14 protein-coding genes are annotated in these 15,843 nt (G+C 44.0%); 10 read left to right on the top strand and 4 right to left on the bottom strand.

From position 1 onward, the window contains the following. The 9 genes from ABD894_RS09935 (at position 1) to ABD894_RS09975 (ending at position 9,334) form a co-directional block, all read left to right on the top strand. Positions 1 to 1,461: a TolC family protein gene (locus ABD894_RS09935; RefSeq protein WP_345210867.1), complete on the top strand. Its 1,461-nt coding sequence runs from the start codon at positions 1 to 3 to the stop codon at positions 1,459 to 1,461. 15 nt (positions 1,462 to 1,476) lie between these two features. Beyond that, a complete protein-coding gene (locus ABD894_RS09940) occupies positions 1,477 to 2,145 on the top strand; it encodes an ABC transporter ATP-binding protein (RefSeq protein ID WP_345210868.1) in 669 nt (222 codons plus the stop codon). A 22-nt stretch (positions 2,146 to 2,167) separates the two neighbouring features. Continuing rightward, positions 2,168 to 3,397: an ABC transporter permease gene (locus ABD894_RS09945; RefSeq protein ID WP_345210869.1), complete on the top strand. Its 1,230-nt coding sequence runs from the start codon at positions 2,168 to 2,170 to the stop codon at positions 3,395 to 3,397. A gap of 27 nt (positions 3,398 to 3,424) precedes the next feature. Continuing rightward, on the top strand, positions 3,425 to 4,609 hold the full coding sequence (locus ABD894_RS09950; RefSeq protein ID WP_345210870.1) for an ABC transporter permease: 1,185 nt from the start codon (positions 3,425 to 3,427) through the stop codon (positions 4,607 to 4,609). A 21-nt stretch (positions 4,610 to 4,630) separates the two neighbouring features. Further along, on the top strand, positions 4,631 to 6,004 hold the full coding sequence (locus ABD894_RS09955) for a sigma-54-dependent transcriptional regulator (RefSeq protein WP_345210871.1): 1,374 nt from the start codon (positions 4,631 to 4,633) through the stop codon (positions 6,002 to 6,004). Beyond that, complete coding sequence (locus ABD894_RS09960) at positions 5,985 to 7,304, top strand: sensor histidine kinase (RefSeq protein WP_345210872.1); 1,320 nt, start codon at positions 5,985 to 5,987, stop codon at positions 7,302 to 7,304. Before ABD894_RS09955 ends, ABD894_RS09960 begins: the two co-directional genes overlap by 20 nt. A 151-nt stretch (positions 7,305 to 7,455) precedes the next feature. Beyond that, on the top strand, positions 7,456 to 8,019 hold the full coding sequence (locus ABD894_RS09965; protein ID WP_345210873.1) for a Crp/Fnr family transcriptional regulator: 564 nt from the start codon (positions 7,456 to 7,458) through the stop codon (positions 8,017 to 8,019). A gap of 267 nt (positions 8,020 to 8,286) precedes the next feature. After that, positions 8,287 to 8,967: a type 1 glutamine amidotransferase domain-containing protein gene (locus tag ABD894_RS09970; protein ID WP_345210874.1), complete on the top strand. Its 681-nt coding sequence runs from the start codon at positions 8,287 to 8,289 to the stop codon at positions 8,965 to 8,967. A gap of 67 nt (positions 8,968 to 9,034) precedes the next feature. After that, a complete protein-coding gene (locus tag ABD894_RS09975) occupies positions 9,035 to 9,334 on the top strand; it encodes a putative quinol monooxygenase (RefSeq protein ID WP_345210875.1) in 300 nt (99 codons plus the stop codon). 919 nt (positions 9,335 to 10,253) lie between these two features. Here ABD894_RS09975 and ABD894_RS09980 read toward each other — a convergent pair. Further along, positions 10,254 to 10,700, bottom strand: coding sequence for a thioredoxin family protein (locus ABD894_RS09980; protein ID WP_345210876.1), 447 nt, complete (start codon positions 10,698 to 10,700; stop codon positions 10,254 to 10,256). Between the two features lie 84 nt (positions 10,701 to 10,784). Continuing rightward, positions 10,785 to 12,641, bottom strand: coding sequence for a DUF6600 domain-containing protein (locus tag ABD894_RS09985; protein ID WP_345210877.1), 1,857 nt, complete (start codon positions 12,639 to 12,641; stop codon positions 10,785 to 10,787). 172 nt (positions 12,642 to 12,813) lie between these two features. Here ABD894_RS09985 and ABD894_RS09990 point away from each other — a divergent pair, with 172 nt between their 5' ends. Beyond that, complete coding sequence (locus ABD894_RS09990; protein WP_345210878.1) at positions 12,814 to 13,776, top strand: isopenicillin N synthase family dioxygenase; 963 nt, start codon at positions 12,814 to 12,816, stop codon at positions 13,774 to 13,776. Between the two features lie 219 nt (positions 13,777 to 13,995). On the opposite strand, the gene ABD894_RS09995 is transcribed toward ABD894_RS09990, so the two are convergent. Together ABD894_RS09995 and tilS are read right to left on the bottom strand one after the other, a co-directional pair. Continuing rightward, positions 13,996 to 14,484 carry a hypothetical protein gene (locus ABD894_RS09995; protein WP_345210879.1) on the bottom strand — a complete coding sequence of 163 codons (489 nt, stop codon included), beginning with the start codon at positions 14,482 to 14,484 and terminating at the stop codon, positions 13,996 to 13,998. Further along, on the bottom strand, positions 14,481 to 15,818 hold the full coding sequence (gene tilS / locus ABD894_RS10000; protein WP_345210880.1) for a tRNA lysidine(34) synthetase TilS: 1,338 nt from the start codon (positions 15,816 to 15,818) through the stop codon (positions 14,481 to 14,483). Before tilS ends, ABD894_RS09995 begins: the two co-directional genes overlap by 4 nt. Positions 15,819 to 15,843 lie beyond the last annotated feature (25 nt).

Consider the following 15,843-nt stretch of genomic DNA (forward strand, 5'->3'; position numbering starts at 1 on the left):
ATGAACAACAGATACTTACTCATTTTTGTATTCATGCTGATGGCATCTGCCGGTTTTTGTAAAACGCCGGGCGATACCATCCGCCTTACACTGCCCGAGGTAATAGAACTGGCACGTAAAAATTCCATTGCGGCTAAACAGGCCATATCAGAAAAGGAAACCAAATACTGGCAATGGCGTACGTTTAAATCTAACTATCAGCCACAGTTATCGCTTAGCGGCAACTTGCCGGGTTACAGCAAAACATCAAGCCCGATAATGCAACCCAATGGCTCTATTATTTTCCAGCAGATCCACAATGACAACTCATCACTAACGATGGATTTTAGCCAAAGCATCACCGCAACAGGTGGTACCGTTTATGGCACCACAGAGTTGCAACGTTTTAGTGATTTCGACCGCAATACGGTTTTATACAACGGCGTACCTTATGCTGTTGGTTATAGTCAGCCCCTGTTTCAGTACAACAGCCTTAAGTGGGATAAAAAGATAGAGCCGCTTAAGTATAAAGAAAGTACCCAGGCGTTTATTGAAGCCCAGGAGCAAATTGCCGTTACAGTTGAAGGCTATTTTTTCGACCTGTTACTGGCCCAGGTGAGCCTGCGTGTTGCCGAAACCAACTTAACCAATACCGAACGCATACTGCGCATTGCCAATACGCGGTTTGAACTGGGCAAAACCACAAAGAACGAGCTACTGCAATTACAGTTGGAATTGCTGAACGCCCGTAAATCGGTAGGGGTGGCTAAGCGAGATATTGAAATTGCCACGCTCACGCTGCGCAGTTACATGGGCCTGGATACTGATAGTCAGTTGGCATTGATTGTGCCCCAAACCATCAGCCGTATGGAGGTAGATGCCGAAAAGGTTTTAAGCGAAGCCTTTGCCAACCGATCGGACGCTATTGCTTTTGTACGGAAGCTGGCCGAGGCTAAGCGCGACGTTGCCAAGGCGAAGGGCCAAAGTGGTTTAACAGCTACATTAACGGCAAATCTTGGTTTCTCAAACAGTGCCCGTAATATAGGCGGTGTTTACCGGTCGCCGCAAAACCAGCAGTTACTGCAATTGCAGTTTGCCATACCCTTGCTGGATTGGGGGCGCTCCAAATCGCGCACAAAAACGGCACTGGCCAACGAGCAGTTTACCGAGTATGCCGTTGAGCAGGATAAACAAACCTTCAGGCAGGAAATACTCACACAGGTAACGCTTTTTAATATGCTTAAGGAGCAGATTTCCTTAACAGCTGAGGCAGACAGTATTGCAGGCGAAAAATACCATATAGCCCGTGAAAGGTATGTGCTGGGTAATTTGAGCATTACCGATTTGAGTATCGCTTTTCAGGAGAATGACCGTGCCAAGCGCGATTACGTGAATGCCCTGCGCGATTTTTGGGGAGCCTATTATCAACTGCGTTACCTCTCGCTATACGACTTTGAAAAAAAACAGAAAATAACTTATTAAATAGTAAATTCAATAATGATGATCTCTTTACAAAACATTGAAAAGGTATACCGTACAGATACCATCCAAACTAAGGCCTTAAACAATATCAGCCTTGAAGTAGGCAAGGGCGAGTTCCTGTCTATCATGGGGCCATCGGGCTGCGGCAAAAGCACCCTGCTGAATATTATGGGCTTGCTTGATGCGCCATCAAAAGGTAACATTAAAATTGATGATCAGCAAACCGGTGGTTTTAGCGATAAACAGCTGGCCGGTTTCCGAAATAAAAAGCTGGGCTTTATCTTTCAGAGTTATCACCTCATAAACGATTTGCAGGTGCTTGATAATGTAGAACTGCCGCTGCTTTACCGGGATACCACCGCCAAACAACGCCGCGAACTGGCTACGGAAGCATTGGAGAAAGTAGGATTGAGCAACCGCATGAAGCATTTCCCTACACAGCTATCGGGCGGGCAAAGGCAGCGTGTGGCTATCGCACGTGCCATTGTGGGGAGGCCCGAAATTATCTTGGCCGACGAGCCTACCGGTAACCTCGACAGCGCTATGGGTAACGAAATTATGGATATACTGATGGGCTTAAACCAAAACGAAGGCACCACCATAGTAATGGTTACGCACGATGAAAATATGGCCCGCAAAACGCATCGTTTGGTGAGGCTGTTTGATGGTTCGCAGGTTCAGTAATTTATCGGTTAAATCCTAAATCATGCTTAAAAATTATTTCAAAATAGCCATAGCTGTGCTCAAGCGCAGAAAGTTTTTCACCTTCATCAGTCTGTTTGGTATCAGTTTCACCCTAACTATTTTAATGGTGACTGCCGCCTTTATTGATAAGTTGGTTAACGACAATTACCCCGACAGGAAACGCGAGCGTTCGCTGTACATCAGCGGCCTCGAACAACGAGGAAAAGAATCAATGAATGGCAGCTCCTTATCGTATTATTTTCTTACGCACTTTATAGGCAGTATAAAAACTCCGGTTAAAATGGCTTTCTCAACATCGTCTGATGGTACTAATACTTATATTAACGATAAAAAAATAGCCATCAGCTATAAATATGTAAACAACGAGTATTGGGAAATACTGGAATACGATTTTTTAGAAGGTAAGGCCTTTACCAAACAGCAAATTGATAATGCCGAGCGCGTAACCGTAATATCAGACGATTTGAAGAAAGCGTACTTTGGCGTTGATGCTGGACCGGTTGTAGGTAAATATATAGAGGCTGATAACGTAAAATACCGTATCAGCGGTGTGGTGAAAAGCGTGCCCTCAACCGCGCATAAGTTTTTCAGTGATATTTACCTGCCTTATACCGTATCAAAATCCAGCTATAAAAATAAAGATTATGGCGGCCCTTTTTCGGTCATCTTGCTTGCTGCCAGTAAAGAAGATGTGCCCAAAATGAAAAAGGAGTTTGACCAGATGGCTAAAAAGATCCCGATGTCTGATAAGCAGTACGATCACCTGAATATCCACGCCGATTCTTACCTGGAGAGCTATGTACGTACCGGTAATGAACAGCGTTCGGGTATGGCCTATGCCATTATAGCGCTTGTATCGTTCGGCTTACTGGTAACTATATTGCCTACGCTTAACCTGGTGAATATCAATATTACCCGTATTATGGAGCGTTCGTCAGAGATAGGGGTACGTAAGGCCTTCGGGGCATCGTCAAAAACGCTGGTTTACCAGTTTATTATCGAGAACATGATCCTCACGTTTATTGGCGGTATTATCGGTGTTGTACTATCGGTTATCAGCCTAAAATTAATTAACGATGCGCAATTAATTGCCAACCTCAACCTGGGTTTAAACTTTACGGTACTGTTTTGCGCGCTCATCATGTGCGTATTCTTCGGCTTGCTTTCGGGTGTGTACCCGGCCTGGCGTATGTCGCGGTTAAACGTGGTAACGGCGCTTAAAGCTCAATAACATCTGTCAACCTAAAATAAAAATAAAATGGTAAAGCATTTATTTAAACTGATATGGAATAAAAAGAAACAAAACTTTTTATTGCTTACCGAAATATTGATATCATTCATCGTGATATTCGCCGTATTTAGCTTCGGTGTATTTTCGTACAAGAACTACATGAAACCCATGGGGATCGATTATGAAGATGTGTGGGTAATCAACTATAACAATCCGGCAAACTCCACCAATGCCGATTCGGTTACCCTTTTTTATGAAACTCTTAAACGCAACGTTAAGGCATTGCCCAATGTTATTGAGGCCGGCTATTGCAGCAACAACTTCCCGTTTTCGGGCAATATGATGAGCAGCGGCCTAAGCTACCAGGGTAAAGCGATAAGTAATGTGAATCAGTTTAACGCCGATTTGGATTATATTAAAATACTTAATGCCAAAATGCTGGAAGGGCGTTGGTACACCAAAGACGACTATTTACCCGGCGAACGGAAAATGGTGATCAACAAAAGCCTGAAAGAAGTTTCGTTCGGCAAGGGCCAGGCGATTGGTAAATACCTGCACAATTACGGTGGTAAAGAGAAAATAAAAGTAATAGGCGTAATTGATGATATTAAGTTTAACGGCGATTTTTTGCCTACTGCAAAAGGAATGTATTATTTGCTGGATACCGCGGCCTACAAATGGACAGGTAACATGATGGTAAAGGTAAAGCCGGGATCTGACGCCGCGTTTGAAGGTAAGCTGTACAAAACCATGATCAACTCACTTAAGAACTCAAACATCGAGATAAAGCACCTTACTGATAAAATTGTGAACGTGAACAAAATAACGCTGGTGCCATTAATTATCGCCTCAATAATAGCGGCATTCCTTATTATCAATGTGGCATTGGGCTTGTTTGGCGTACTTTGGTATAACATTAGCAAAAGGCGCGGCGAAATTGGTTTACGACGGGCAGTTGGCGCATCGGGCAATTCGGTATCGGGCCAGTTGGTTGCCGAATCATTAATACTGGCTACCTTTTCGTTGCTGATAGGTTCATTCTTTGCCGTGCAATTTCCGTTGCTTAACGTATTTGATTTGCCTGCAATGGTTTATATTATAGCATTGCTTTTAGCCATGCTTTTTATTTATTTGCTGGTGCTTATTTGCGCGCTTTATCCGGGCAGGCAAGCTGCTAATATTTACCCTGCTGTTGCCCTGCACGAAGAATAATTACGACCTTAGCCTTTGCTTATGATATTGATAATTGATGATGATATAGCCGTACGTACCTCGCTGCTGTTGCTTTTAAAAAGCGAACAGTATGATGTGCAGGCGGCTGCTACCCCTGTTGAAGCATTAATTATTGTTAAAAAAGAGAGGCCGCAACTGGTTATCCTCGACCTTAATTTCTCCATAGATACCTCCGGCGAGGAAGGGCTCGACCTGCTTGGCCGTATCCGTAAAATTGATGCTGCCCTGCCTGTAATATTAATAACCGGCTGGGGCAGCATTGAGCTTGCCGTACAGGGCATGAAACTGGGCGCAAGCGATTTCATTAACAAACCCTGGAATAATGATCACCTGCTTCAGTCGGTTAAAACGCTTTTGTCGCTCAAAGGGGCGGGCAAGCAAAAACATACCCGCAGACAGTTAGACAGTCAGTATAATTTTCAGCACATTATAGGGCACGATGAAAAAATGCTGGCCATACTGGAAACCATTGGCCGGGTAGCCTCAACCGATGCTTCTATATTAATTATGGGCGAAAGTGGTACGGGTAAAGAATTGATTGCCGAGGCCATACACCAGAACAGTAAGCGCCGTGGTAAACCCTTTGTTAAGGTGAACCTGGGCGGTATAGCCACCTCGGTATTTGAAAGCGAGATGTTTGGCCATGTGCGCGGGGCGTTTACCGATGCCCGGTTTGACCGTGCCGGTCGGTTTGAGTTGGCCAATAAAGGCACCATTTTTTTGGATGAAATAGGCGACCTGGACCAGGGAAGCCAGGTAAAACTACTGCGTGTTTTGCAGGACCGTACTTACGAGGTTTTGGGCAGCAGCCGCACCAAAATGGTTGATGTACGTGTGGTATGCGCTACTAACAAACACCTTAATGAAATGGTGGCTAAAGGCAGTTTCAGGGAAGATCTGTTGTACCGTATCAACCTCATCACTATCTATCTGCCGGCCTTGCGCGAACGATCCGGCGATATACCTGTGCTGGTGAATTACTTTATCAGCAACCTGAAAGAAATATATAATCGGCCCAACCTTACTATTACTCCGGCTGCCATGAAATGGTTACAGCAATTACCGTTGCCGGGTAACATTCGTCAGCTTAAAAATATTGTAGAACGCTCGGTACTGGTAAGTAAAAGCGATGAACTTGATATTGATGTGATCAGCGCGCAAATAGAAGGCACACCCGTTAAAAAGGATAGTACCCGCCTGCCGGGTGTTGGCGACCTCACTCTCGAACAAATGGAAGTGCAGATGATCAGGAAGGCAATGGAATATCATCACAATAAAATTGGCAAAGCGGCGCGTTCGCTGGGGTTAACCCGCAGCTCGTTGTACCGCAGACTGGATAAATACAATATTCCTTATGATGAAACTGAGGACTAAGTTTATCCTTTTTGTAGGCATTATACATGTGCTTACGCTGGCGCTCACCTATTATATATTTAAGGAGAATAAAACCTACTTTATACTTGCAGAAGTATTCGTTATTCTATCGTTGGTAATTTCGTGGAGTTTGTATAGGCAGTTGATACAACCTTTAAAGTTTTTAATGACAGGCATTGAGGCTATAAAGGACCAGGATTTCAATATTGAGTTTTTACCCACAGGTAAGTACGAGGTTGATCAGATGATTGGGGTTTATAACCAAATGATCACCCAATTGCGTGCCGAACGAACCATACAGGAACAACAGCATTTCTTCCTCGAAAAGCTGATCAATACTTCACCTACGGGCATCATAATACTCGATTTTGACAACCATATACAACAAATAAATCCCAAGGCATTACAACTATTACAGTTGGAAGAGCGGGGATTACTTAAGCATAAAATTGACAACCTGCCCGACGCGATATTTCAGCATATTGCCTTACTAAAAACAGGAGAAACAAAAACCATAAGGCTTGCCGGGCATACCACTATTAAGCTGCAGCGTTCACATTTTATAGACAGGGGCTTTCCGCGCCATTTTGTGATGATGGAGGAAATGACGGCCGAGATCATCGCTGCCGAAAAGAATGCTTACGGCAAAGTGATCCGAATGATGGCGCATGAAGTAAATAATACCATAGGGCCGGTAAATTCCATTATACAATCGGCAATGGCCACCGATGCGCTGTGGCAGGTACCGGGCACAACTCCATTACACGATGCGTTACAGGTGGCCATGGAGCGCAATTACAATCTTAATATTTTCATGCGCAATTTTGCCGACCTCGTGAAATTGCCCGAGCCCCGTAAAACCCAAACAGACCTGCGTAAACTGCTGCAAAACGTACTAACGTTAATGGGAATTACAGCGGCAGACAGGCATATCTTATTAAAATTCGATCATCCGGAAACGCCATTCTACATCATGGCTGATGAACAGTTGATGGAGCAGGCATTCGTTAACATTATTAAAAATGCCATAGAGGCCATTGAAGAAAACGGCGAGATCAACATTGTTTTAAACACTAATGCACGCAGTATCAGTATTCAGGACAACGGCCGCGGAATTTCAGAAACAGAAAGCGAATTATTGTTTACCCCATTCTTCAGTACCAAAAAAGAAGGGCAGGGTATAGGCTTAACCCTGGTAAGGGAAATTTTGATTAAGCACGGTTTCGCTTTTTCACTAAAAGGTGGCGAAGGAAACGGGGCGGTGTTTTCTATCAACTTTAGTGATAAAATCGTAAATTAAAAGGTCCCTGTATATGCTGAAAAGTACTTCCAATAAAGACTAACAGTTTTGTTTTAAGCAGCGTGTATTTGATTATTTTATCTTGTTGACGTATTCTCTATAAAATTACTTTTATCTACTTTTAATTGCCCGTTAAACATGGGCTATATTGATGGATAGATTAAGAAAACACATTGAGCAGATAACGCCGGTAAACGATGACGAATTTGAACATGTTAAAACATTCTTCACGTTAAAACGGGTTAAAAAACATCAATATTTAGTTCAGGAGGGCGATCAGGCAACTCATGAGTACCTTATCTTGTCGGGTATTTTCAGGATGTTTTACCTGGATAGCGAAGGGAAGGAGCACATTGTACAATTTGCCGGTGAAAACTGGTGGATGGCCGATTATCAGGCTTACTTTAACCAAAAACAGGCTACCTTAAATATTGTATGCATGGAAGATGCCGAGGTGTTATGTACAACGCTCCCCGGCAGGGAAACCCTCTCTTCCGATATTCATAAAATGGAACACTTTTTTAGGGTTAAACTTACTAAGGGCTATGTAGCCCAACAACGAAGGATCATTTCATTGCTATCAAGCACACCCCAACAACGTTACGAAGAGTTTGGTAAGTTGTATCCTGATATGATGCAAAAGATCCCTAAAAAGTATATTGCCGAATATCTTGGCGTTAGCCGCGAAACGCTAAGCAGGTTGTACTCCAGGTAAGCCGGAATCTGTTATTTCTTATCATTTCTTTTTGTTGCATACCTTCTCCTCACAAGTGCAGTAGTAAGTGTTGTACCCTGCAATACCGTAGCCTGCTCCCGGCAAACTTGTATCTAAAAGTTTTAAGTAATATAAAGCAGTGTGATTTCGGTCACACTTTTTCTGTGACTTGCCTCCTTGTATCGGGGGTAGCAAACGATGCAAATTTGTAATGTAAATCAAACAGTAATACATTATTCATTAACAATCATATTAAATCTTAAAACCATGAAAAAGAAAATTTTAATTATCGTTTCAAACGCTAATGTTATTGGCCCGCACAACAGAAGAACAGGTAATTTTTTACCGGAAGTAGCTCATCCTTATTATGAGTTTGAAAAAGCAAACCTCCAAATTGATTTTGCCAGCTTAACCGGCGATACTCCTTATTTGGATGCGCTTAACCTGGTAGATGACCCGGCCAACCTGAAGTTTCTTACCGGTAACGGATGGGCAGATATGCAAAAGGCCGTAAAGCTGGACAGTGTAGATGTAAGCGCTTATGATGCCATATTTATACCCGGCGGACTTGCACCTATGGTAGATATGCCCGAGGCTCCGTTGCTAAAGCAAGTAATAAAAGAAACTTACGAACGCGGAGCCATAGTAAGCGCCGTTTGTCATGGCCCGGTATCGCTGCTTAATGTAAAACTGAGCGATGGCTCTTACTTGGTGAGCGGTAAAAACATAGCTTCTTTTACTACCGAAGAGGAAGATAATTACGCCAGACCCGATGTGCCTTTTGACCTGCAAACCGCGTTAGCCGCGCAAGGAGCCATATATCATGTTGCCGCACCATGGTCTGATAATAGTATTCAGGATGGTAACCTGGTAACAGGCCAAAACCCGGCCTCTGCCAAAGGCGTAGGCGAAAAGGTAGTCGCCCTTTTAGAAGCCGCTAAAGCATAAGTGATTTAAATATCGCTTAAGTAACATAATGTTGAACACTACATACACTATATAAAAATATATAAAGATGAAACAACCCATTCATGTATTTGCCAAATGGCAGGTTAAAGAAGGCCAGTTAGATACTGTATTAAATTTACTGCCCGAAGTTGTTAAAAAAAGCAGTTCAGAAGATGGTAACTTATTTTATAACCTACTTCAGGATAATTCGGATGCCAATACACTGATATTGTTTGAAGGATATAAAGATGAAGTAGCGCTTGCAGAACACCGTAATTCAGATCATTTTCAAACAATAGTTATTGGCAAAATAATTCCGCTGCTTGAGGCTCGGGAAGTTATTTTAACTACGCCATTAGCAATTTAATTACTTATCAGGTAAGGAATGAGTAAACCTGTCGGCTTGGTTAAGTAGTTCGCTTAACCAAGCTATATTTATTAAGGCCGAAAATTTATAGTTGCTCATCATTAAACGGGAAAAGTTTTATTAGGCCTCTATAGTAAATGAAGAAATATTACCCAGGTATGGGGAGTGGATTACTCAACAACTTTGAGGTATCAGTTAAAAATGCCTTAATTATAGGTTTAACGCAGGTTTAGGAATTTGGCACTGCATTTGGCTATATCTTAATATCCCTTCTCAAAGGGTTTGTTTTTCATAGGTAGATGTAAGGCCAAGAGACTGCGAGAGTTTTCTGGCCTTTTTTTATTTGCTTTGGATTACACAGATTTTTAGTGGGGATTTCACCGATTGAGTGGGATGCCACCGATCGGGAGAATGATTTCACAGATAATCTTAGTCTATCCCCTTTCACTGACATCCTGAACGTAGTGAAGGATCTATTATGCATTGTTCTCGTCCTGGGATGATAGATGCTTCGTTCCTCAGCATGACAGAAAAGAGAATCTCCGCGTATCTCGGCGCAAAAACTCCCCGAACTCAGCGGTTAAATCATCGCTATACCATTTAACCTTTCATTTAAAAACCGCAAACGAAGAAATATCACCCACCTATGGGGAATGTATTACACATCCATTTTTGGGCTACCAGTTAAAAACACCTTAATTATAGGTTTAAAGCAGGTTTAGGATTTTGGCACTGCATTTGGCTATATCTTAATATCCCTTCTCAAAGGGTTTGTTTTTCATAGGTAGATGTAAGGCCAAGAAACTGCGAGAGTTTTCTGGCCTTTTTTTATTTTATTTCTTTGGATTACACAGATTTTTAGTGATTTCACCGATTCTCTTAATGATAATCACCTTATTGAATAGTGAAGAACCTTTACCTATGATTTTTTAGCGGCTAAGGCTTGCTTGCCAAATTTTATAAGATCGGGCGCTTGTATAAACCCTACGGATTTTAATACCAGCTTACCTTTCGAATCAAATATCAGCAATGTTGGGTAAGCTTCCAGTGCCCATTGCGCGGCAAGGGCGGGGCCTTGTCCTTTTTCCATATCCATGGCCAGGTTTACAAAGTTCTTGTTGTAAAAGGCGGCGGCGGTTTTATCTACAAACGTGGTTTTCTTTAGCATCTTGCATGGTCCGCACCAGGTAGCGTAAGCATCTACAAAAACGTATTTCTTTTGTTGAGCGGCTTTTTTAAGGGCTGCGGTCCAGGCATCTTCCATAAAAACTATCCCTTTTGTGCTTTGCGCCCGGCTCAATAGCGGCGCTGTTGTTAATAGCAGCATAAATAAGCCGCCCATTAGTTTTAATGCTGATCTTCTCATATATGATATAAAAGTAAGCACAATTACCTGAAAGATAATTGTGCTTTTATAAATGTATAATATGTTGTTTTTGTTTGCCGCCAATTAACCCCTGCGGCCACCACCTGATGACGGACGGGTTTCGCGAGGCTGCTCACGTTGTTGTTGCTGCTGCTGTTGGCGTTGCTCTTGCTGACGCTGTTGTTGTTCCTGCTGCTTTTGCTGCTGCTCCTGTTGGCGCTGCTGCTGTTGCTGACGTTGCTGCTCTTGCTGTTGTTTTTGTTGTTCCTGCTGTTGCTGGCGTTGTTGCTCCTGTTGTTGTTTCTGCTGCTCCTGCTGCTGACGGCGTTGTTGTTCTTGTTGCTGCTGAGCCTGTTGCTTTTGTTGTTCCTGCTGCTGCTGTTTCTGCTGCTCGGCTTGCTGACGTTGTTGTTGCAACTGCTGATCGCGTTGTTGTTTTTGTTGATCGGCTTGCTGCTGGCGCTGCTGTTGTTGGGCTTGTTCAGTTTGTTGCTGACGTTGCTGCCTCATTTGCTCACGTTGCTGTTGCGCCTGCTGACGTTGAGCATCGGTTTGCTGCCCTTGCGCGTCGTTCTGCTGTTGGCGTTGCTGTCTTACTTGCTCACGCTGTTGCTGCGCCTGCTGGCGTTGGGCATCGGTTTGTTGCCCTTGCGCATCGTTCTGCTGCTGGCGTTGCTGCCTTATTTGCTCGCGCTGTTGCTGTGCTTGCTGACGTTGGGCATCGGTTTGTTGCCCTTGCGCGTCGTTCTGCTGTTGGCGTTGTTGTCTTACTTGCTCACGCTGTTGTTGCGCCTGCTGACGTTGGGCATCGGTTTGCTGCCCTTGCGCGTCGTTCTGTTGCTGACGTTGTTGCCTTATCTGATTGCCTTGGTCGCGTTGTACACGTTCGTTAGTTACAGCGGCCGGGTTTTGGTCAGATGGGGTATTGCCCCTGCCATTTCGGTTATCGGTCGGCCTTGCGTTATTATTACCGTTGTTATTATTACGGTCGCCCCTGTCGCCACGGTTTCCGTTCCGAATATCAGGCCTGTCGTTATTTACACGTACTACGCTGCTGTTAGGGTTTTCGCTGCGGGCAACGTTGGCCAGCCTTTGCGCGTTGTTACGGTTAATGCCGTTTGTTCTGTCGGCAATGCGTTGGTTAGGGTTTTCCCTTTGGTAAGCCGCGCCGTCAACCACCCTTGCAGGGCGCGCGTTATCATTACGGCGTATGGTTGGCCTGTAAATATTTACGCTGTTCTCGCCACGGGTACCACGTATGGTAGGCTGGTTTACATTGTTAATATTATAAACCCTCACCGGTCTGCCGGTAGCACGTTCAATATCCCTGGTACGCGGACCACTGTAGTACCTCCTGTTATTATAAGTATAAACGTTATTAATATAGGTGGTTTGGTGTATAATGGTCACCCTGTTGCGGTAAGGCACGTAATAGTTGTAAATATTAGGGCTGTTAATATAAGCCTGCGGCGCGCACACCCAATAATTATCGGGTATATTATAGTTACCGAAAGATATATCAATGCTTAAGCCCGGTGATAAAGGTGCCCAGCCGTAGTAACCACCACCCTGGCGCCATGCCACCCATGCAGGTGCCCATTCGTAGCCTGGTATCCATGTCCAGCCGTAATAGTTGTCAAACCTCCAGCGGCCGTAGTGAAACGGTGCCCAGCCCCAGTCGTAATCTGATACCCAGGTATTACCGTAGGCGGTTAATACCCAGTGGCCGTTAGTGCCGTAAGGTTGAAAACCCTGGTCAACATCGGGTACCCAAACATTACCGTAGTCGGCATCGTCAACCCAGGTACCATAGGGTTCAAGTTCATCGTAAAACTCCTGATCGCTCACATATCCGCCCTGCGCCATGCTTTTATTCGGAGAGGCCAACGCTATCATCAGCGCTATTAAACCAAGGCCCCATATTTTATTAAACACTCTCATAATGGTAAGTATAATTGCTCTATACCGGTTTTGACGTAATAAAATTCAAAACGTTTAAATCAATATATCTTATTAACAGTTATATCACTTAAAGGTTACAAATGCCTTTGCTAAAATTACTTTAACTTGTACCTTTAAAGCATTCTACGCACATCTATTTTACCGTATTACCATGAGCACAGTAAACATCCCAAGGCTTGATTTAAACGATTATGTGAACGGAAGCCTTGCGCAGCAAGAGCAATTTTCTAACGATATTGGCAAAGCTTTTAACGAAACGGGCTTTGTAACCATCACTAATCATGGTTTAAGCAAACAACTGATTGACAAGCTGTACGAGCAGGTAAAAGAGTTATTTTCGTTGCCCGATGAGGTGAAAGATAAGTATGAAATAGAAGGCCTTGCCGGTCAGCGTGGTTATACGGGCAAAGAGAAGGAAACCGCTAAAGGCTTCACCAAACCCGACCTGAAAGAATTTTGGCAGATAGGCCAAACAGTAGAAGATAACGACCCGGTTAAAGAATTGTACCCCGATAATATTAAGGTAGATGAACTGCCCGAATTTAATCTCACCACACTGGAAGTTTATAAAAAGCTGGAAACGGTAGGTAAATACCTGCTGCGTGCCATAGCGGTTTATTTAAACCTGCCCGAAACTTATTTTGATGATAAAGTGCACAATGGCAACTCCATACTGCGTACGCTGCACTATTTCCCGATAACTGATCCGGATGCTTTGACTGACGATGCCGTACGTGCCGGCGCGCATGAAGATATTAACCTGATCACCCTGCTGATAGGCGCCAGCGCAGATGGCCTGGAACTGCTTACCCGCGATAATACCTGGTTCCCGGTGAAGGCTTACGGTGAAGACTTGGTAGTTAACGTAGGCGATATGCTGCAAAGGTTAACTAACAACAAACTGAAATCAACCACTCACAGGGTAGTTAATCCGCCGCGCGAACTGATGAAGAATTCACGCTACTCGGTGCCCTTCTTTTTGCACCCAAAATCAGACATGGACCTAACAAGCCTCGAATCGTGCATCGACGCCGAGCACCCTAAGCTATACACCGATATTACCGCCGGCGAATACCTTGATGAAAGGTTGAGAGAGATCGGATTGAAGAAGTAGTTTTTTTTCAGGTTCGGGGTTTCAGGTTCGGGTGGCCGGAGTAATTGGGTTCGAGGTTTCAGGCGCGGGTGGCCTGTTTTTTCAGGTTAGGGATGGTGTTGCTATAGTCAGATTGTCATTGTTATGAATTTTCAGGATGTGATTACACGCCCCTCGACCCAAAACCGTCAAACCTGATCTTACTGAAACCTGAAACCTCGATCCCGGCAACTCAAAAAACTACCTCATTTCCCCTTCAATAGCCCGTAAAAACTCATTGGCGTGTTGGGTGCCGATGATATAAAGCAGGCCGTCGCGGTCGGTGAGGTGAATGGCATCGTTGCCGCCGGCATAAAAGCGGATGGTGCCCTTCGTGTGCAGGTTATATACCGGGTTGTTGAACAGGTAGCGGCTGTAGGTGCCTTTTTCTACCTTGATAATACTGTTGAGGTCTATTTTTACAATACGGGTGGTCCAAAGGCCATCGAGGTAAACGCTTTTATTTTGCACCCTGGTACGAAAATGCAGTAAAAAGCCCATAATAATTGAGATGATGATAATGCCGAAACCTACCACGATCAGCAGATCACCGTTGCGTTCGCGCTCATCCGTAAAAATATAAGCCGCAAAGCACGACATCGCCAAAACAAGGCGTATGGTAAGCGGAATAAACTCCCTGCCCAGGTATTGTTTCTCTACAAATACGGCTTTATCAACTTTAGCGCTCATGATACTTTATACAATTCGAATATAGTAACTTTTTTAGTGTTACGGCTTACTTTATATCTGTTATCGGGGCGGTAGCCGCCTATCCATATAATATCACCGTTGCCATTAACAATCAGCGGGATGCTATCTTTTTTATGCAGAGGCACTTTCTCGCCAATAAAAAAGTCGCTGAGTTTTTTACGCGTTTTCATCCCCAGCGGGTAAAAAACATCCCCCTGCTGCCATGGGCGAATGGTTAAAGGGTATTGCAGCAGGTCGGCATCGATGGATACGGCCAAGGGGTTGTCTTTTACAATCAGCGGCGTATCATCATGCAATATATTCAACTTATATCCCGCAAAATCGAGTTCGGAATCACCCATGTTTAACTGAACAGGGTTAAATGTAGTATTGCTTTTTGGGGCGATGATCAGCTTGTCGCGGTCAAGAATCAGCTTAAACACCGTGGATTCAAACTGCCTGCCGGCATGTTTATTTAACGACGAAATAATATCATCAACCACAACCTCTGTAAAGCCATAGGGTTGCAGTAGTTTATACAGTAACAAATGCTGCGGGTGCAGTGCCTTTACGGCCTCTACCGACAGGTGAACTTCATCATCGTGATAGCGGAACACCTGTTGTTTTAGCTCCGTTACACGTTGTTCCAGTATTGTCTCCAGTTCGCGAAAGTGGCGCAGGTTATTATCAAAAGTATTTTCGAGGTTGGGGTTCAGCTCCTTTAATTTAGGGATCACCTCGTGGCGCAGCTTGTTGCGGGCATACTTGACAGACGCGTTTGAGCTGTCTTCCACATAAGCTAAATTTTGTTCGGTAATAATGCGACTAATGTCATCGCGCCCTAAAAACAATAATGGGCGCACCAGTACGCCGTTGCGCGGTAAAATACCATGCAGGCCGGCAATGCCCGTACCGCGGGTAAGATTCAACAATATTGTTTCAATAGTATCGTTTTGGTGATGGCCAAGCGCTATTGCATCGTAATTGTATTGCTGCCTTATTTGCTCAAACCACTCGTATCTTAACTCCCTCGCAGCCATTTGTATTGATATTTTATTATCGCTGGCGTATTGTTGGGTGTTAAAATTGGTGGTATGAAAAGGCACCCCGAGTTGTTGGGCAAGGTGATTACAAAACTGCTGATCGGAAATGGCTTCGGCCCCGCGCAGCTGAAAATTGCAATGCGCTATGCCGAAATTATACCCGGCTGCTTTAAATAAATGCGTTAATACAACCGAATCCATACCACCGCTTACGGCAACTAAAATTTTGCTGTTAGCGGTAAACAGGCTATTTTGTACAACAAATTCAGTAAAGCTTTTAACGGGGAGCATAACATCAAAACTATTAATTTAAATA

This window comes from Mucilaginibacter gynuensis (assembly GCF_039541195.1).
Taxonomy (GTDB): Bacteria; Bacteroidota; Bacteroidia; order Sphingobacteriales; family Sphingobacteriaceae; genus Mucilaginibacter; species Mucilaginibacter gynuensis.

Bases quoted from the DNA above. Each gene is read 5' to 3' on its own strand.
- ABD894_RS09935 (WP_345210867.1), top strand. From the start codon at position 1: ATGAACAACAGATACTTACTCATTTTTGTATTCATGCTGATGGCATCT.
- ABD894_RS09940 (WP_345210868.1), top strand. From the start codon at position 1,477: ATGATGATCTCTTTACAAAACATTGAAAAGGTATACCGTACAGATACC.
- ABD894_RS09945 (WP_345210869.1), top strand. From the start codon at position 2,168: ATGCTTAAAAATTATTTCAAAATAGCCATAGCTGTGCTCAAGCGCAGA.
- ABD894_RS09950 (WP_345210870.1), top strand. From the start codon at position 3,425: ATGGTAAAGCATTTATTTAAACTGATATGGAATAAAAAGAAACAAAAC.
- ABD894_RS09955 (WP_345210871.1), top strand. From the start codon at position 4,631: ATGATATTGATAATTGATGATGATATAGCCGTACGTACCTCGCTGCTG.
- ABD894_RS09960 (WP_345210872.1), top strand. From the start codon at position 5,985: ATGATGAAACTGAGGACTAAGTTTATCCTTTTTGTAGGCATTATACAT.
- ABD894_RS09965 (WP_345210873.1), top strand. From the start codon at position 7,456: ATGGATAGATTAAGAAAACACATTGAGCAGATAACGCCGGTAAACGAT.
- ABD894_RS09970 (WP_345210874.1), top strand. From the start codon at position 8,287: ATGAAAAAGAAAATTTTAATTATCGTTTCAAACGCTAATGTTATTGGC.
- ABD894_RS09975 (WP_345210875.1), top strand. From the start codon at position 9,035: ATGAAACAACCCATTCATGTATTTGCCAAATGGCAGGTTAAAGAAGGC.
- ABD894_RS09980 (WP_345210876.1), bottom strand. From the start codon at position 10,700: ATGAGAAGATCAGCATTAAAACTAATGGGCGGCTTATTTATGCTGCTA.
- ABD894_RS09985 (WP_345210877.1), bottom strand. From the start codon at position 12,641: ATGAGAGTGTTTAATAAAATATGGGGCCTTGGTTTAATAGCGCTGATG.
- ABD894_RS09990 (WP_345210878.1), top strand. From the start codon at position 12,814: ATGAGCACAGTAAACATCCCAAGGCTTGATTTAAACGATTATGTGAAC.
- ABD894_RS09995 (WP_345210879.1), bottom strand. From the start codon at position 14,484: ATGAGCGCTAAAGTTGATAAAGCCGTATTTGTAGAGAAACAATACCTG.
- tilS (WP_345210880.1), bottom strand. From the start codon at position 15,818: ATGCTCCCCGTTAAAAGCTTTACTGAATTTGTTGTACAAAATAGCCTG.